Source organism: Burkholderia sp. Tr-862, assembly GCF_011753085.1.
Taxonomy (GTDB): Bacteria; Pseudomonadota; Gammaproteobacteria; order Burkholderiales; family Burkholderiaceae; genus Burkholderia; species Burkholderia ambifaria.
Genome location: NZ_VWWG01000145.1, coordinates 1 through 15,704 on the forward strand (window position 1 = coordinate 1; position 15,704 = coordinate 15,704).

Consider the following 15,704-nt stretch of genomic DNA (forward strand, 5'->3'; position numbering starts at 1 on the left):
TGCGGCAGCGCGCCGAGCCGCACGCGGGCGGCCGCGTCGTCGTACGCGCCGCGCGCGGAAAGCGCGGCGTGCGACGACGCGTCGAGCGCCTCGGCATCGTGCTCGAGCGCCGCGAGCGAATCGGCCACATTCTGGAACGCGCCGAGCACGGCCTGCTTGTACTGGTCGACCGCGGCCTCGTAGGTCGCCTTCGCCGCGCGGCGCTGGGCGAGCAGCGCACCACCGTGGAAGATCGGCTGGCTCAGCGACGCGCCGACATTCCAGATCGAGCCGGCGCCCGACAGCATCGTCGGCCAGCTGAAGCCGCCTTTGCCCATCGCCGCCGACAGCGACAGCTGCGGGAACATCTGCGCGGTCGCGAGGCCCACTTCGGCCGCGGCCGCCTTCAGCCCGGCGTCGGCGGCCTGGATGTCCGGGCGGCTTTGCAGCAGGTCCGACGGCACGACCACGGGCACCTGCTCGGGCAGGTGCAGATCGGCGAGCGCGAGATCGGCCGGCGGCCGGTCGGGCGTGCGACCGACGAGCACCGCGAGCGCATGGCGGGCCGAGTCGCGTTGCTGGCGTAATGCGGGCAGGCTCGCGGCGAACGTGTCGGCGCTTTGCCGTGCATTCAGCGCGTCGCTGCGCGACGCCGAACCGAGCGCATGGCGGCGTTCGGCGTCGTGCGCCTGATCGTTCGCGAGCGCGACGAGCCGCTCGGTCGTCTCGATCTGCGCATTGAGCACCGACACGGTGATCGACGCGGTGACGATGTTCGCGGCCAGCGCGCGCCGTGCGGATTCGAGCTGGAACGCACTGACGTCGACGCGTTTCGCGAGCGCGCGATTCGCGAAGCGCGACACGCCGAAAAGGTCGATCGTGTAGCTCGCCTGCAATTGCCCGACGAACGTGTCGTACAGCAGCGTCGGCGCGCCCAGGGCGGGAATCGGCACGCCGAGCGCGCGCTGGCGCGTGGCCTGGGCGCCCGCGTCGATCGACGGCAGCATCGAGCTGCCGATCTGCCCGCGCAGCTGCTCGCGCGCGGCATCCAGCGAATGCGACGCCGCGCCGAGCGTCGGGCTGTTGCGCAGCCCTTCGTCGACGAGCGCGTTCAGCGCATCGGAACGGTACTGCTTCCACCAGTCGGGCACCGGCTGCGCGCCGACCTCGAACTGCTGCGCGACGCCTTGCGCGGATACCGTTTGCTGCACTTGGGGCATGGCGCCGTAATGCGCGGGCGCCGGCATCGCGGGCGGCTCGCCGCTCGGTGCGAACCATGCGCAGCCGGCCAGCGGGCCGACGAGGCTCGCGGCCGCGAGCGCCCGCGCGGCCTTCGTCTTCAGGTTCATCGACAGTTCCATGGTCAGACTCCCGACGGCGCGGCAGGCGTGCCGTCGTGCGGCGGTTCGTGCGGGTCGCGTTCGTCGCGCTTCACGCGGAACCACGCGGCGTACAGCGCGGGCAGGTAGAACAGCGTCAGCACGGTCGCGCTCGTGATCCCGCCCATCAGCGCGGTCGCCATCGGCCCGAAGAAGTTCGAGCGCAACAGCGGGATCAGCGCGAGCACGGCGGCCGCGGCCGTCAGCGTGATCGGACGGAAGCGCCGCACGGTCGCGCCGACGATCGCGTCGAGGCGTCCGTGGCCGGCCGCGATGTCCTGCTCGATCTGGTCGACGAGAATCACCGAGTTGCGCATGATGATCCCGAACATCGCGATCACGCCGAGCATCGCGACGAAGCCGAACGGCTGGCCGAACAGCAGCAGCGTGCCGACCACGCCGATCAGCCCGAGCGGCGCGGTCAGCACGACCATCAGCACGCGCGAGAAGCTCTGCAGCTGGATCATCAGCAGCGTGAACACGGCTATCGCCATCAGCGGCATCTGCGCGTTGATCGACTTCTGCGCTTTCGCGCTTTCCTCGACCGACCCGCCGATGTTGATCTGGTAGCCGACCGGCAGTTGCGCGCGCAACGCGTTCAGCTTGCCGTCGATCGTATGCGTGACGTCGATGCCCTGGGCGCCGGCGCGTACGTCGGACTGCACGGTGATCGTCGGCTGGCGGTCGCGCTCCCACACCACGCCGTATTCGAGTGCCGGCGTGAAGCGGCCGAGCGAGCCGAGCGGCACGGGGCCGTTCGGCGTCGGCAGCGCGAGGCCCGCGAGCTTCGCCGGATCGACACGGTCCGCACGCGGTGCGCGCAGGTCGACGGCGATCAGCTTGTCGCGTTCGCGATACTGCGTGACGGTCGTGCCGGACAGCGTCATCGCGAGGAAGCTCGACACGTCCTGCGACGTCACGTTCAGCTCGCGCGCCTTCTTCTGGTCCAGCTCGAAGCGCACCGAGCGCTCGGCCGGCTCGTCCCAGTCGAACTGCACGTTCACCGTGCGCGCGTCGCCGCGCATCGTCGCCGCGACCTTCTCGGCGATCGAGCGCACCGTCGCGATGTCGTCGCCGCTCACGCGGAACTGCACGGGGTAGCCGACGGGCGGCCCGTTCTCGAGCCGCGACAGGCGCCAGCGCACGGCCGGGAACTGGTCGCGCAGCGTGGTTTCGAGCCAGGTGGCGAGCTTCTCGCGATCCTTGACCGATTTCGCGGTGACGACGAACTGCGCGAAGTTCGGCAACTGCAGCTGCTGGTCGAGCGGCAGGTAGAAGCGCGGCGCGCCGCTGCCGACGAAGTTCACCGAATGATCGATCTCGGGCCGCTTGTCGAGTATTTTCTCGAGGCGCTCGGTCTCGCGCAGCGTCGCCGCGAACGATGCGCCTTCCGGCAATCGCACGTCCACGAGCAGCTCGGGGCGATCCGAGCTCGGGAAGAACTGCTGCGGCACGAGCGAGAAGCCCATCAGCGCGACGACGAAGAGGGCGCCCGTAATCAGCAGCACGACGAAGCGCCGCTCGATGCACCACTCGACCCAGCCGCGCAGCCGTTTGTAGAAACGCGTGTCGTAGATGTCGTGTTCGTGATCGTCCGGCAGGTGGGCTTCATGCGCGTGCTTCTTGCGCTCGGGCAGCAGGTGATAGCCGAGCAGCGGGATCAGCACGACGGCCGCGAACCACGACGCGATCAGCGCGATCGCCGATACCTCGAAGATCGAGCGCGTGTACTCGCCGGTGCTCGACTTCGCGAGCGCGATCGGCAGGAAGCCCGACACCGTGACGAGCGTGCCCGTCAGCATCGGGAACGCGGTGCTCGTGTACGCGAACGCGGCGGCGCGCGCGCGGCTGTAGCCCTGCTCGAGCTTCACGGCCATCATCTCGACCGCGATGATCGCGTCGTCGACGAGCAGCCCGAGCGCGAGCACCAGCGTGCCGAGCGACACCTTGTGCAGCCCGATGTCGAACAGGTACATGAAGAGGGCGGTCACGGCGAGCACGACCGGAATCGAGATCACGACGACCATCCCGGTGCGCAGGCCGAGCGACACGAGGCTCACGACCAGCACGATCGCGACGGCTTCGGCGACGGCTTCCAGGAAATCGTCGACCGAATGCTCGACCGCGTGCGGCATGCTCGACACCAGCGTCAGCTTGAGGCCTGCCGGCAGCTGCGCCTGCAGGTCCTTCGATTCGGCATCGAGCGCCTTGCCGAGCCGGATCACGTCGCCGCCCGGCTGCATCGTCACGCCGATGCCGAGCACGGCATGGCCGTTCGCCCGCATCTGCGTGACGACCGGATCGTCATAGCCGCGCTTCACCGTCGCGAGATCGCCGAGCCGGAACGTGCGGCCGTTGATCCGGATCAGCGTGTCGGCGATCGCCGCGACGTTGTCGAACTGGCCGCTCGGCCGCACGAACACGCGATCGTCGGCGGTCGTCAGCACGCCGGCCGACGAGATGTCGTTCTGCGCGTTGATGGCCTGCCCGAGCTGCTGCGGCGAGATGCCGAGGCGCGTGAGCTGCGTGTTGTCCGCCTCGATGAAGATCCGCTGGTCGGGGTCGCCGAAGTAATCGACCTTGCCGACGCCCGGCACGCGCAAGAGCACGGTGCGCAGCTGGTCCGCATAGTCGTGGAGCTGCGCGGGCGTGAAGCCGTCGCCTTCGAGCGTCCAGATGTTGGTGTAGACGTCGCCGAACTCGTCGTTGAAGAACGGGCCCTGCACGCCGGGCGGCAGCGTATAGCCGATGTCGCCGACTTTCTTGCGGATCTGGTACCAGGTCTCGGGCACGTCCTTCACGGGCGCCGCGTCCTTCATCGTGAAGAAGATCAGCGATTCGCCGGGCCGCGAATAGCTGCGCAGGAAGTCGATGGCCGGCGTTTCCTGCAGCTTGCGGCCGATCCGGTCGGTCACCTGTTCCTGCACCTGCCGCGCGCTCGCGCCGGGCCAGAACGTGCGGATCACCATCACGCGGAACGTGAACGGCGGGTCTTCGGATTGCGCGAGCCGCGTGTACGCGAGGATGCCCGCGAGCGTCGCGAGCGCGATCAGGTAGACCACCAGCGCCTGGTGGCGCAGCGCCCATGCCGACAGGTTGAAGCGGCCTTCTTCGCGGGGGCCGCTCATGATGCGAAGTCCTGCGGGTGGAGCGGCGCGACCGGCCGCACCTTCTCGCCCGCGCTGACCGTATGCACGCCCTGCAGCACGACGCGTTCGCCAGGCTGCAGCCCTTGCGACACGGTGACGGTGCGTTCGTTGAAGCGCGCGACGTCGACGCGGCGCAGTTCGAGTGTGTCGTCCTTCGTGCGCACGACCCACACGGCCGGATGCGGGCCGTCGTGGAACAGCGCGGTCGCGGGCAGCGTGATGATCTGCGCGTTGCCGGCAACCGGTGCGCCGTCGAACGCGACGTTCGTGGTCATCCCGAGGCGGACGGCCGGATCGGGCGCGGCGAGCGTGAGCTTCACGCGATAAGTGCGGCTCTGCGGATCGGCGGCTGGCGCGATCTCGCGCACCTTCGCGGCGAACTGGCGGCCCGGCAGCGCCGGCAGCGTGACGCTCGCCGCATGACCGGGCGTGAGCGACGCGAGCGCGGCCTCGGGCACGTCGCTGACGACGTCGACGTCGCCCGACCACGCGAGCTGGTAGACGGCCTGGCCGGCCGATACGTTCTGGCCGGTGTCGGCCTGTTCCGCGGTGATGGTGCCCGCGTGATCGGCGACGAGCGTCGCATAGCGGAGCTGGTTCTTCGCGAGCGCGAGCTGCTGCTGCGCCTGGTCGCGCTGCGCGAGCGCCGACGTGTAGCTGTTCTGGGTCTGTTCGAGCTGCGCGGTCGCGATCAGGTTCTCACGCGCCTGCGCGCGGTCGCGGTCGAGCTGCTGCTTCGCGAACGCGAGGCTGTGCGTCGCGGCATCGAATTGCGCCTGCGCACTCGCGGCGTTCTTCTCGACGTCGGACGGATCGAGCAGCGCGACGACCTGGCCGGCCTTGACCGTATCGCCGAGCCGCACCTTGCGCTCGACGATCTTGCCCGCGATGCGGAACGACAGCGGCGTCGCATAACGGGGCTGGATCTCGCCGGGCAGCGTGGCCGCGACCGCGGCGCCGTCGGCGTGCGCGGGCAGCGCGACGACCGGGCGCGGCGCGGGCGGCGCGGCTTCCTTCGGGTGACAGGCGGCAAGGACGAGCGCGGTGCCGATCAGCAGCACGGCGCGGGAACCGGAGCGATTCACGAAACCCCCAGATCAGGTGAGAGCGGTACGAAGCCGGCAAGCGCGGCGGGCGCTTGCCCCGAGTGGCGCCGGGTCGGCGCGCACGGACAGTGCCGAACGAGGTCGTTCGGAAACTGCGGCGAATTCTAATACACACCTGTATCTGAATGCAAAGATGAATCCGAAAGGGGGTTGATGCTAGACTGCGCGCCATGAAACCACAGCGCTTAACTCGCGAGCAGAGCCGGGACCAGACGCGCGAACGTCTGCTGAAAGCCGCGCACCGGATTTTTCTGAAGAAAGGCTATGTCGCCGCGAGCGTCGAGGACGTCGCGGCGGCGGCTGGCTACACGCGCGGCGCGTTCTACTCGAACTTCCGCAGCAAGTCGGACCTGCTGCTCGAGCTGCTCGAGCGCGACCATGATTCGGTGCGGGCCGATTTCGAGGCGATCTTCGAGGAAGGCGGGCCGCGCGAGCAGATGGAGTCGATGGCGCTCGCGTACTACCGGACGCTGTTTCGCGACGACGAGTATTCGCTGCTGTGGGGCGAGGCGAAGCTGCAGGCAGCGCGCGACGCGAAGTTTCGCGTGCGCTTCAACCAGTTCCTGCACGGCAAGCGGCTGCAGATGGCCGAGTTCATCCAGCGCTTCGCCGAGCGTGCGGGCACGCCGCTGCTGCTGCCGGCCGACACGCTCGCATTCGGGCTGATGTGCCTGTGCGACGGCGTCCAGTCGTACTACACGGCCGATCCGCAGCACGTGTCGGCCGACGCGGCCGAAGCGGTGCTGGCGGGGTTCTTCGCACGGGTCGTGCTGGGTCGCGAGCCGGGCTGAACGCTCAGGCGGGCGGCGCGCCGACCCGGGTCGCGACGGCGCCGCACCGGGCGCCGCGCACCTTGTGCGTCAGCGCTCGCCGGTCATGCGCCGGTACGCGTCGAGCAGCGACGTCTTGTAGACGACCCCCGCGAGCGTCGGCTCGGCTTCGTTTTCGATCACCGGCAGCCGTTCGCCCTGGAACGCCATGAAGCGTTCGAGCGCGGTCGCGAGCGGCATGTCGGGCGTGAGCAGCGGAAACGGCGTATGCGCGTAGTGCGCGGCCGTCTTGTCGGTCGTGTCGCGCTTGTCGAGCAGGTCGGACGTGATGTCCTTCAATGCGACCGCGCCGCGGAAGCGCCCGGTGTCGTCGGTCACGTACAGATACTTCACCGGATATTCGAGAAACACGCGCGTCATGTCGGCGACGCTCGCGGTGAGCGGCACGACCGTCTGCGCGGGCTGGATCAGTTCGCGCATCTGCGTGGTGCGCAGCCGTAGCCGTTCCTGCGCGTCCTGGTGGTGACGCAGCGTGATCTCGTACATCGACGTCGTGCCGGTCGCGCGCGCGACGAAATACGCGAACACGCACGACACCAGGAGCGGCAGCACGACCTGGTAGCTCAGCGTCATCTCGAAGATCATCAGGATCGCCATCAGCGGCGCCTGCGTGGCGCCGGCCATGAACGCGCCCATCCCGACCATCGCATACGCGAAGTACGCGGACGTGTGGCCGGGCCACAGCGCGTTCATCGCGAGGCCGAACAGCGAGCCGAACACGGCGCCGACGAACAGCGTCGGCGTGAACACGCCGCCGACCGCGCCCGAGCCGGCCGTCGCGGCGGTCGCGATCACCTTGAACACCAACACCGCGACGAGCGCCTGCCAGGTCCACGGCGCATGCAGGATCTGGTTCACGACGCTGTAGCCGTTGCCCCACACGTCCGGAATCCACACCGAGATCACGCCGACCACGAGGCCGCCGAGCGCGAGCCGCGCCGGCAGCGGCACGGGCAGCCGCTTGAACTGGTTCTTCGATGCATCGAGCAGATGCAGGAACTGCGGCGCGAGCACGCCGCACAGCGCGCCGAGCACGACGAACAGCAGCACCTCGGGGCCCGTCACGGCCGGGAACACCGGCATCTCGTACGGTGGCCGGTAGCCGGCGAATTCCCGCATCACGATGTTCGCGACGACCGATGCGACGACCATCGGCCCGAAGCTCTCCATCGCGATCGTGCCGAGCACGATTTCGGAGACGAAGAACGCGCCGGCGATCGGCGCGTTGTACGCGGACGTGATACCGGCCGCTGCGCCGCATGCGACGAGCAGGCGCAGGCGCGGCGGGTCGAAGTGCACGAAGCGGCCGACCAGCGAGGCGGCGAGCGCCGCGAGCTGCACCATCGGGCCTTCGCGGCCGATCGAGCCGCCGCTGCCGATCGTCAGCAGCGACGACACGCTGCGCCACAGGCTCTGGCGCACCGGCACGACGCCGTCGCCGAGCGCGACGGCTTCCATGTAGTCGGTCTTGCCGGTTTTCTTGTCGCCACGCGTCGCGAGCAGCAGCACGCAGCCGGCCAGGAAACCACCCGCGGCCGGCATCCAGAAGCGCACATACCACGGCAGGCTTCTCGCCATCTGCACGAAGCTGCCGCTGTGCCCGGAGATCAGGTGCTGCATCAGGTCGATGCCTTCGCGGAACGTCATGGTGGCGAAGGCGCCGCCGACGCCGACGACGGCCGACCAGATCAGCATCGTATGGGCGTCCGACAGGCGGAACAGCGTCTGGGCGCGAGTGCGCAGCTTCAGCAGGAACGAGAGCACGGCTGAAAGAGATTGATGAAGAGGACGAAGGAAAACGACGCGAAGCATAGCACTGCGCCGCGCCCGCGGGACCTTCCCGTCGGGCGCGGCGCGTGTCGCGGCGTGGATGTGCGGCTCAGCCAAGGCAGCGCTGCACGGCCCAGGTGATCCCGTAACCGCCGACGATCAGCCAGACGTACAGGATCAGGCCGGTGGTCAGGGCGCGGGGGCCCGCCTCGCGGATCTGCGACACGCGGGTCTCGATGCCGAGCGCGGTCATCGCCATCGTCAGCGCGAAGGTGTCGAGCAGGTTCAGCGTATGCGTGACATCGGCGGGCAGCACGTTCAGCGAATTGACGATCACGAAGCCGAGGAAACCGAGCGCGAACCACGGCACGGCCACCTTGCGCCGGCCTTGCGCGCCGTCGGCGCTCGCGCTGGCCGAGCGGGCGGAGCGGGCGAGCCACCAGCCGAGCGTGAGCAGCACCGGCACCAGCAGCATCACGCGGGTCATCTTCACGATGGTCGCGACGTGCGTGACCTGCGGGCTGATGTCGCTCGCCGCGCCGACCACCTGCGCGACCTCGTGGATCGTGCCGCCGAAGAACAGGCCGAGGCCGGTCGGGTCGAGACCGAGCAGGCCGGCGTGATACGCGAGCGGGTACAGGAACATCGACAGCGTGCCGAACAGCACCACGCTGCCCACGGCCATCGCGCTCTGGTGCGGCTTCGACTGCAGCGTCGACTCGAACGCGAGCACGGCGGCCGCGCCGCAGATCGCGCTGCCGGCGGCGGTCAGCAGCGCCGCGTCGCGATCGAGCTTCATCACCTTCATGCCGACCCAGGTGCCGATCACGAGCGTGCTGACGACGACCAGCACCGATACCGTCAGGCCCGGCAGGCCGACCTGCGCGATTTCCTGCAGGCTCACGCGCAAGCCGAAGAATGCGACCGCGATGCGCAGCAGCTTGCGCGCGGAAAAGTTGACACCGGCCGCCCAGCTCGCGGGCATGCCGTCGCGCAGCGCGTTGCCGTACAGCGCGCCGGCGACGATCCCGACGATCAGCGGCGACAGGCCGAGCCCGGCGATCGCCGGCAGTTGCGACAGGCTCGTGACGGCGGCGGCGAACAGCGCGACGAACAGCACGCCGTTCAACTGGCCGCGCATCGACGGCGCGGCGTGGCTGAGAGGGGGAGTCGGAGCAGTGGACATGGGGCACCGTGACAAAGCCTGTTGTGATGGCCTAATCCTAATTTGGATATATCGATATGAAAAATTGTGATTTGTGACGTAAACTATCCGGAAAGCCGATAATTCAAACCCATGACCCCGGATCAACTGATAACGTTCGCGGCCGTCGCCGAACATCTGAACATCAGCCGTGCTGCCGTGGCGCTGCATCTGTCGCAGCCGGCCGTGTCGGGGCAGCTGCGCCTGCTGCAGGACGAGTTCGGCGAGCTGCTGTACCAGCGCGACGGTCGCGGCATCCGCCTGACGCCGGTCGGCGAACAGCTCGCGGAGTACGCGAAAGCGCAGCGCGACACGTTCGCGCAGGCGCGCGCGTTTCGCGATGCGGTGCGCGGGCTCGACGCCGGCACGCTGCGGATCGGCGCGAGCACGACGCCGGCCAGCTACCTGCTGCCGTACCTGATCGCGGCGTTCCAGCCGCGCGTGCCGCGGGTGACGATCCAGACGATGAGCGGCAATACGGCCGACGTGGTCGCCGCGCTCGCGTCGCTCGACATCGCGATGATCGAAGGGCCGCCCGGCGAGGCGCTGCCGCCCGGCACCGCCGTGCATGCGTGGCACGAGGACGAGATCGTCGCGGTCGTGCCGGCCGGGCATCCGCTCGCCGCGCCGGAGTACGAAGCCGGCGTCACGCTCGACGCACTCGCCGCGCATCCGCTCGTGTTGCGCGAGGAGGGCTCCGGCGTGCGGCAGCTCGTCGAACGCGCGTTCGCGCACGGCGGCGCGCCGATGCGCGTCGCGTTCGAGATCGCGGGCGTCGAGGCCGTGAAGGAGGCTGTGCGCGCGGGGATGGGCGTCGGGTTCGTGTCCGCGATGTCGCTGCGTCACGAGGAGGCGGCGCTCGTGCCGCGTTCGCTGGCCCCCGCGCCGCTCACGCGCCATTTCTCGATTCTGGTGCCGCACGGCGCCGCGCCGTCGCGCGTGGCCGCCCGGTTCCTCGACATGAGCCTCACGCACGAGGCCGGATAAGCAGCCGAACCGTTGCCGGGAACGCCGGACGCAGATGCGCGGCCACCGGATTCGCGCGGCGGCCGGCCTTAGGGATTTCCTCTATGGTGCGCATCAGCAGCGAAGCGCACCATCCGTCTCAAGCAAATGGAACCGGTTCCATTCCGGTAAAAAAGGGCAGAAATGGCAGACATCGTGATCGTGGCGAGCGCATTCGGGATGGACCGCGTGCGCCAGGAGGGCCACCGAGCATTTCTCGCGACCGCGGCGGCATCCGGCGCGACCGGCTTCGAGGTGCGCCGCGAGCTGTTCGCGTCCGACGACGACGCGACGCCCGCCGCGCTGGCCGCGCTCGGCACGGCACTTTCCGCACACGGGCTGTGGTCGGTCTATTCGACGCCGGCCACGTTGTACACGGAAGCCGGCGCACTCGACGCCGACGCGCTGCGCGACACGCTTGTGGAAGCCGATGCCCTCGGCGCGCGCTTCGTCAAGTTCCAGCTCGGCGGCTTTGCCGGCGACGCGCATGCGGCGGAGATCGTCGCGCTGTCGCGCGGCGCGCGTGCCCGCGTGGTGGTCGAGAACGGCCAGCTGCCGGTGGGCGGTGCGCTCGCGCAGTTCTGCGGGCTGTTCGATGCGCTCACCGAGGCCGGCACGCCGGATGCACTCGGCATGACGTTCGACATCGGCAACTGGCAGTGGCCGGGCGAAGCGCCGCTCGCGTGTGCGCACGCGCTCGCGCCGCATGTGGAATACATTCATTGCAAGGCGGTTGTGGGCGACGGCGCGCGCCGCTTCGCGGTGGCGCCCGCGCCGGGCGATCCGCTCGTCACGGGCGTGCTCGCGGCGCTGCCGCAAGCGGTGCCGCGCGGCATCGAGTTCCCGTTCGATGCGGCCGACCTGGCGGGCGATGCCGGGCGGCGCGTCGCGTGGCTCGCCGCCGCGTGACGCCGGAAGGATACGGAGGAGTTCACTCATGAAAGCAGCACTCGATGTCGTGACCTACGGCGAAGCGATGGCGATGTTCGTCGCCGCCGAGCCCTGCCACCTCGCGCACGCCGCGCAATTCACGAAGCGGATCGCGGGCGCGGACCTGAACGTCGCGATCGGCCTGTCGCGGCTCGGTTTCCGGGTCGGCTGGATGAGCCGGGTCGGCCGTGATTCGTTCGGCACCTACGTGCTCGACACGCTCGCGCGCGAAGGCATCGACGCGTCGTGCGTGACCGTCGATCCGCGCTATCCGACCGGCTTCCAGCTGAAGTCGCGCAACGACGACGGCAGCGACCCGACCGTCGAATATTTCCGCAAGGGCTCGGCCGCGAGCCACCTGTCGTGCGACGACTACGTCGCCGATTACGTGCTCGGCGCGCGGCACCTGCACCTGACGGGCGTCGCGCCGGCGATCTCCGCGACGTCGTGCGAGCTCGCGTTCCAACTGGCGCGCGAGATGCGTGCGGCCGGCAAGACGATCTCGTTCGACCCGAACCTGCGCCCGACCCTGTGGCCGTCCGCCGACGTGATGGCGAAGACGCTGAACGCGCTCGCGACGCTCGCGGACTGGGTGCTGCCGGGGCTCGCCGAAGGGCGGCAGCTCACCGGGCATGACACGCCGGCCGACATCGCGGGCTTCTATCTGGCACGCGGCGCACGCGGCGTGGTGATCAAGCTGGGCGCCGAAGGCGCGTATTTCCGCACGGCCGACGGTCGCGCGGGCACCGTGGCGGGCGAGCGTGTCGCGAAGGTGGTCGACACGGTCGGCGCCGGCGACGGCTTCGCGGTCGGTGTGGTCAGCGCGCTGCTGGAAGGGCGCTCCGTCGAGCAGGCTGTCGCGCGCGGCAACCGCATCGGGGCGCTCGCGATCCAGGTGATCGGCGATTCGGAAGGCCTGCCGACCCGTGCGGCACTCGATCAGCTCGAAAACGTCAGCAATCGCGCCGATCGCCTAGAGGAAACCGTCACCGCGCAATGAGAGGCCGGACACGGCACAATCCGCGGACCCATTTCGTGCTTCACGCACGGTTTTGCATGAGGCCGGACGAGGCGACCAGACGCCGAGGCCGGTCGATTCCCGACAGGACGGGAGCGGAGCCAGGCGACGACTCGCCACTCCGATCTACCTAGGAGACATTCTGATGGCAGCCAATCTCGCAGTCCGACGCTGGTGGACGATCATGCCGATCGTCTTCATCACCTACAGCCTTGCCTACCTCGATCGCGCGAACTACGGGTTCGCGGCGGCGGCCGGCATCAACCAGGACCTCGGGATCAGCAAGGGCCTGTCGTCGCTGATCGGTGCGCTGTTCTTCCTCGGCTACTTCTTCTTCCAGATTCCGGGCGCGATCTATGCGGAGCGCCGCAGCGTCAAGAAGCTCGTGTTCGTCAGCCTCGTGCTGTGGGGCGCTTGCGCGGCGCTCACGGGCGTGGTCGCCGACATCCCGTCGCTGATGGTGATCCGCTTCGTGCTCGGCGTGGTCGAGGCGGCCGTGATGCCGGCGATGCTGATCTACATCAGCAACTGGTTCACGAAGAGCGAGCGCTCGCGCGCGAACACGTTCCTGATCCTCGGCAATCCCGTCACCGTGCTGTGGATGTCGATCGTGTCGGGCTATCTGGTCCACGAATTCGGCTGGCGCCACATGTTCATCGCCGAAGGCGTGCCGGCCGTGATCTGGGCCGTGTGCTGGTGGTTCCTCGTGCAGGACAAGCCGGCCGATTCGCCGTGGCTCACCGCACAGGAAAAGCGCGACCTCGACGCCGTGCTCGCGGCCGAGCAGGCGGCGATCAAGCCCGTGCGCAATTACGGCGAGGCGTTCCGTTCGCCGGCCGTGATCAAGCTGTGCGCGCAGTACTTCTGCTGGAGCATCGGCGTGTACGGCTTCGTGCTGTGGCTGCCGTCGATCGTCAAGAACGGGTCCGAGCTCGGGATGGTGGCGACCGGCTGGCTGTCGGCGCTGCCGTACCTCGCGGCGACGATCGCGATGCTGGTTGCGTCGTGGGCGTCCGACAAGGTCGGCTCGCGCCGCGGCTTCGTGTGGCCGTTCCTGCTGATCGGTGCGGCCGCGTTCGCCGCGTCGTATGCGCTCGGCTCGTCGCATTTCTGGATCTCGTATGCGCTGCTGGTCGTCGCGGGCGCCGCGATGTACGCGCCGTATGGCCCGTTCTTCGCGATCGTCCCGGAACTGCTGCCGAAGAACGTCGCCGGCGGCGCGATGGCGCTGATCAACAGCATGGGCGCGCTCGGCTCGTTCGTCGGCTCGTATTTCGTCGGCTACCTGAACGGTGCGACCGGGTCGCCCGTCGCGTCGTATGCGTTCATGAGCGCCGCGCTCGTCGCCGCGGTGATCCTCACGCTGTCCGTCAAACCCCAGGCGCGCGATGCGCACTCGCTCGCGGCGCCGCTGCAAGGAAAATGAAAACGATGAAGCCTCGTATCGTCGCGTACAAGCCGTTGCCCGATGATGTTCTCGCGTACCTGCGCGAGCATGCGGATGTCGTGCAGGCCGACGGCCCCGCCGCGCTCGCCGATGCGTTGGGCGACGCGCACGGCGCGATCGGCGCGAGCCTGAAAGTCACGCCGCAGATGCTCGATCGCGCGCCGAGGCTGAAGGCCTGGTCGACGATTTCAGTCGGCTACGACAACTTCGACGTCGCGGATCTCACGCGGCGCGGAATCGTGCTCGCGCATACGCCCGACGTGCTGACCGAATCGACCGCCGACACCGTGTTCTCGCTGATCCTGGCGTCCGCGCGGCGCGTGGTCGAACTGGCGGAGTGGGTGAAGGCCGGCCACTGGCATCGCAGCATCGGCCCCGATCTGTACGGCACCGACGTGCAAGGCAAGACGCTCGGCATCGTCGGGCTCGGGCGGATCGGCGGCGCCGTCGCGCGCCGCGCGGCGCTCGGTTTCCGGATGCAGGTGCTGTACACGAACCGTTCCGCGCACGCCGAAGCCGAGACGCAGTACGGCGCGCGCCGCGTGACGCTCGACGAGCTGCTCGCGCAGTCGGATTTCGTGTGCCTGCAGGTGCCGCTGTCGCCGCAAACGCATCACCTGATCGGCGCGGCCGAATTCACGAAGATGAAGCGCGGCGCGATCCTGATCAACGCGTCGCGCGGGCCGGTGGTCGACGAGGCCGCGCTGATCGACGCGCTGCGCGCGGGCACGATCCGCGGCGCGGGGCTCGACGTGTTCGAGAAGGAGCCGTTGCCGGCGGATTCGCCGCTGCTGCGGATGAACAACGTGGTCGCGCTGCCGCATATCGGCTCGGCGACGCACGAGACGCGCCATGCGATGGCGCGCTGCGCCGCGGAAAACCTGGTCGGCGCGCTGGCCGGCACGCTGCGCACGAATCTCGTCAATCCCGACGCGCTCGCGCACGCCTGACCGGCGCCGATCGGCCGGCGGGGCCGCAGGCGCTGTTAGAGTCGCTGGTCTTGGTGCGGGAGGGCAGGCTGCGTTATGATCGCCCGCTCGTTGCATCGATGACCCGGCCACGCGGCCGGCAGCGTTCGGCGACGGGCATCCGTGCCAGGTCGGGTGCGGCCGATCGCCGTGCGTTTCAGGTGACCGGGGCGGGCGCGAGTGCGCCGGCTTCGGGCGAGCGCGCGGCAGGGGATCGGCGGCGTCCGCCCGGTGGCTTTCGTTTCCAACAACAATGGTCCGTCCGCACACGAAGCGGCGCGGATCGTACGTCGCGAGGCACGACTTGAGCGATTCGCAACCTTCCACGCAGCGTCCCGCGACGATCAGCGACGTCGCACGCGAAGCCGGCACGGGCAAGACCAGCGTTTCGCGCTATCTGAACGGCGAGACGCACGTGCTGTCCGCCGATCTGCGCCAGCGGATCGAGACGGCGATCGCGCGCCTGAACTACCGGCCGAACCAGATGGCGCGCGGGCTGAAGCGCGGCCGCAACCGGCTGCTCGGCATGCTCGCGGCCGACCTCACCAACCCCTATACCATCGAAGTGCTGCAGGGCGTCGAGGCCGCATGCCACGCGCTCGGCTACATGCCGCTCATCTGTCACGCGGCGAACGAAGTCGAGATGGAGCGGCGCTTCCTGCAGCTGCTCACGACCTACCGGGTCGAAGGGCTGATCGTCAACGCGCTCGGCGCCGAGGAAGACGTGCTGCGCCCGCTGCGCGGCGCCGGCATCCCGGCCGTGCTCGTCGACCGGACGGTCGAGGGCTTCGAGGCCGACTTGATCGGGCTCGACAACACCGATGCGATCGAGACGGCGCTCGCGCACCTGGTCGCGCGCGGCTTCGATGCGATCCATTTCGTCGTGCAGCCGTTTGAGCGCGTCAGCTCGCGGCGCCTG

General features: G+C 69.2%; 12 protein-coding genes. 7 read left to right on the forward strand and 5 right to left on the reverse strand.

Going from position 1 to position 15,704, the window contains the following annotated elements; genetic code table 11:
• The 3 genes from F3J14_RS27325 to F3J14_RS27335 all read right to left on the reverse strand — a co-directional run.
• A partial coding sequence (locus F3J14_RS27325; RefSeq protein ID WP_166725610.1) for an efflux transporter outer membrane subunit occupies window positions 1-1,340 on the reverse strand: 1,340 nt, incomplete at its 3' end.
• A gap of 2 nt (window positions 1,341-1,342) precedes the next feature.
• The gene (locus tag F3J14_RS27330; protein ID WP_166725611.1) at window positions 1,343-4,486 is read right to left on the reverse strand and encodes an efflux RND transporter permease subunit; all 3,144 of its coding nucleotides are present in this window, start codon (window positions 4,484-4,486) and stop codon (window positions 1,343-1,345) included.
• Entirely contained in the window at window positions 4,483-5,592 is a 1,110-nt protein-coding gene (locus F3J14_RS27335; protein WP_166725612.1) for an efflux RND transporter periplasmic adaptor subunit, read from the reverse strand. The genes F3J14_RS27330 and F3J14_RS27335 overlap by 4 nt, the downstream gene beginning before the upstream one ends.
• Window positions 5,593-5,783: 191 nt before the next feature.
• Here F3J14_RS27335 and F3J14_RS27340 point away from each other — a divergent pair, with 191 nt between their 5' ends.
• Window positions 5,784-6,404, forward strand: coding sequence for a TetR/AcrR family transcriptional regulator (locus F3J14_RS27340; RefSeq protein WP_166725613.1), 621 nt, complete (start codon window positions 5,784-5,786; stop codon window positions 6,402-6,404).
• A 69-nt stretch (window positions 6,405-6,473) separates the two neighbouring features.
• Here F3J14_RS27340 and F3J14_RS27345 read toward each other — a convergent pair whose 3' ends face one another.
• Both F3J14_RS27345 and F3J14_RS27350 read right to left on the reverse strand, forming a co-directional pair.
• The gene (locus tag F3J14_RS27345; RefSeq protein ID WP_348772020.1) at window positions 6,474-8,207 is read right to left on the reverse strand and encodes a ClcB-like voltage-gated chloride channel protein; all 1,734 of its coding nucleotides are present in this window, start codon (window positions 8,205-8,207) and stop codon (window positions 6,474-6,476) included.
• A 115-nt stretch (window positions 8,208-8,322) separates the two neighbouring features.
• On the reverse strand, window positions 8,323-9,399 hold the full coding sequence (locus F3J14_RS27350; RefSeq protein ID WP_166725615.1) for a YeiH family protein: 1,077 nt from the start codon (window positions 9,397-9,399) through the stop codon (window positions 8,323-8,325).
• Between the two features lie 111 nt (window positions 9,400-9,510).
• Between F3J14_RS27350 and F3J14_RS27355 the strand changes: the two genes are divergently transcribed.
• The 6 genes from F3J14_RS27355 to F3J14_RS27380 form a co-directional block, all read left to right on the forward strand.
• Window positions 9,511-10,404: a LysR family transcriptional regulator gene (locus tag F3J14_RS27355; RefSeq protein WP_166725616.1), complete on the forward strand. Its 894-nt coding sequence runs from the start codon at window positions 9,511-9,513 to the stop codon at window positions 10,402-10,404.
• Window positions 10,405-10,566: 162 nt separating this feature from the next.
• Entirely contained in the window at window positions 10,567-11,331 is a 765-nt protein-coding gene (locus F3J14_RS27360; RefSeq protein WP_166725617.1) for a sugar phosphate isomerase/epimerase, read from the forward strand.
• Window positions 11,332-11,359: 28 nt separating this feature from the next.
• Window positions 11,360-12,352, forward strand: coding sequence for a sugar kinase (locus tag F3J14_RS27365; protein WP_166725618.1), 993 nt, complete (start codon window positions 11,360-11,362; stop codon window positions 12,350-12,352).
• Window positions 12,353-12,515: 163 nt separating this feature from the next.
• Complete coding sequence (locus F3J14_RS27370; protein ID WP_166725619.1) at window positions 12,516-13,796, forward strand: MFS transporter; 1,281 nt, start codon at window positions 12,516-12,518, stop codon at window positions 13,794-13,796.
• A gap of 5 nt (window positions 13,797-13,801) precedes the next feature.
• Window positions 13,802-14,767: an NAD(P)-dependent oxidoreductase gene (locus F3J14_RS27375; RefSeq protein ID WP_166725620.1), complete on the forward strand. Its 966-nt coding sequence runs from the start codon at window positions 13,802-13,804 to the stop codon at window positions 14,765-14,767.
• Window positions 14,768-15,089: 322 nt separating this feature from the next.
• The coding region (locus tag F3J14_RS27380; RefSeq protein WP_166725621.1) for a LacI family DNA-binding transcriptional regulator at window positions 15,090-15,704 on the forward strand (615 nt) is incomplete at its 3' end.

Excerpts from the sequence above, each read along its gene's own strand:
- F3J14_RS27370 (WP_166725619.1), top strand. The coding sequence starts at position 12,516 with ATGGCAGCCAATCTCGCAGTCCGACGCTGGTGGACGATCATGCCGATC.
- F3J14_RS27355 (WP_166725616.1), top strand. The coding sequence starts at position 9,511 with ATGACCCCGGATCAACTGATAACGTTCGCGGCCGTCGCCGAACATCTG.
- F3J14_RS27330 (WP_166725611.1), bottom strand. The coding sequence starts at position 4,486 with ATGAGCGGCCCCCGCGAAGAAGGCCGCTTCAACCTGTCGGCATGGGCG.
- F3J14_RS27360 (WP_166725617.1), top strand. The coding sequence starts at position 10,567 with ATGGCAGACATCGTGATCGTGGCGAGCGCATTCGGGATGGACCGCGTG.
- F3J14_RS27365 (WP_166725618.1), top strand. The coding sequence starts at position 11,360 with ATGAAAGCAGCACTCGATGTCGTGACCTACGGCGAAGCGATGGCGATG.
- F3J14_RS27375 (WP_166725620.1), top strand. The coding sequence starts at position 13,802 with ATGAAGCCTCGTATCGTCGCGTACAAGCCGTTGCCCGATGATGTTCTC.
- F3J14_RS27340 (WP_166725613.1), top strand. The coding sequence starts at position 5,784 with ATGAAACCACAGCGCTTAACTCGCGAGCAGAGCCGGGACCAGACGCGC.
- F3J14_RS27350 (WP_166725615.1), bottom strand. The coding sequence starts at position 9,399 with ATGTCCACTGCTCCGACTCCCCCTCTCAGCCACGCCGCGCCGTCGATG.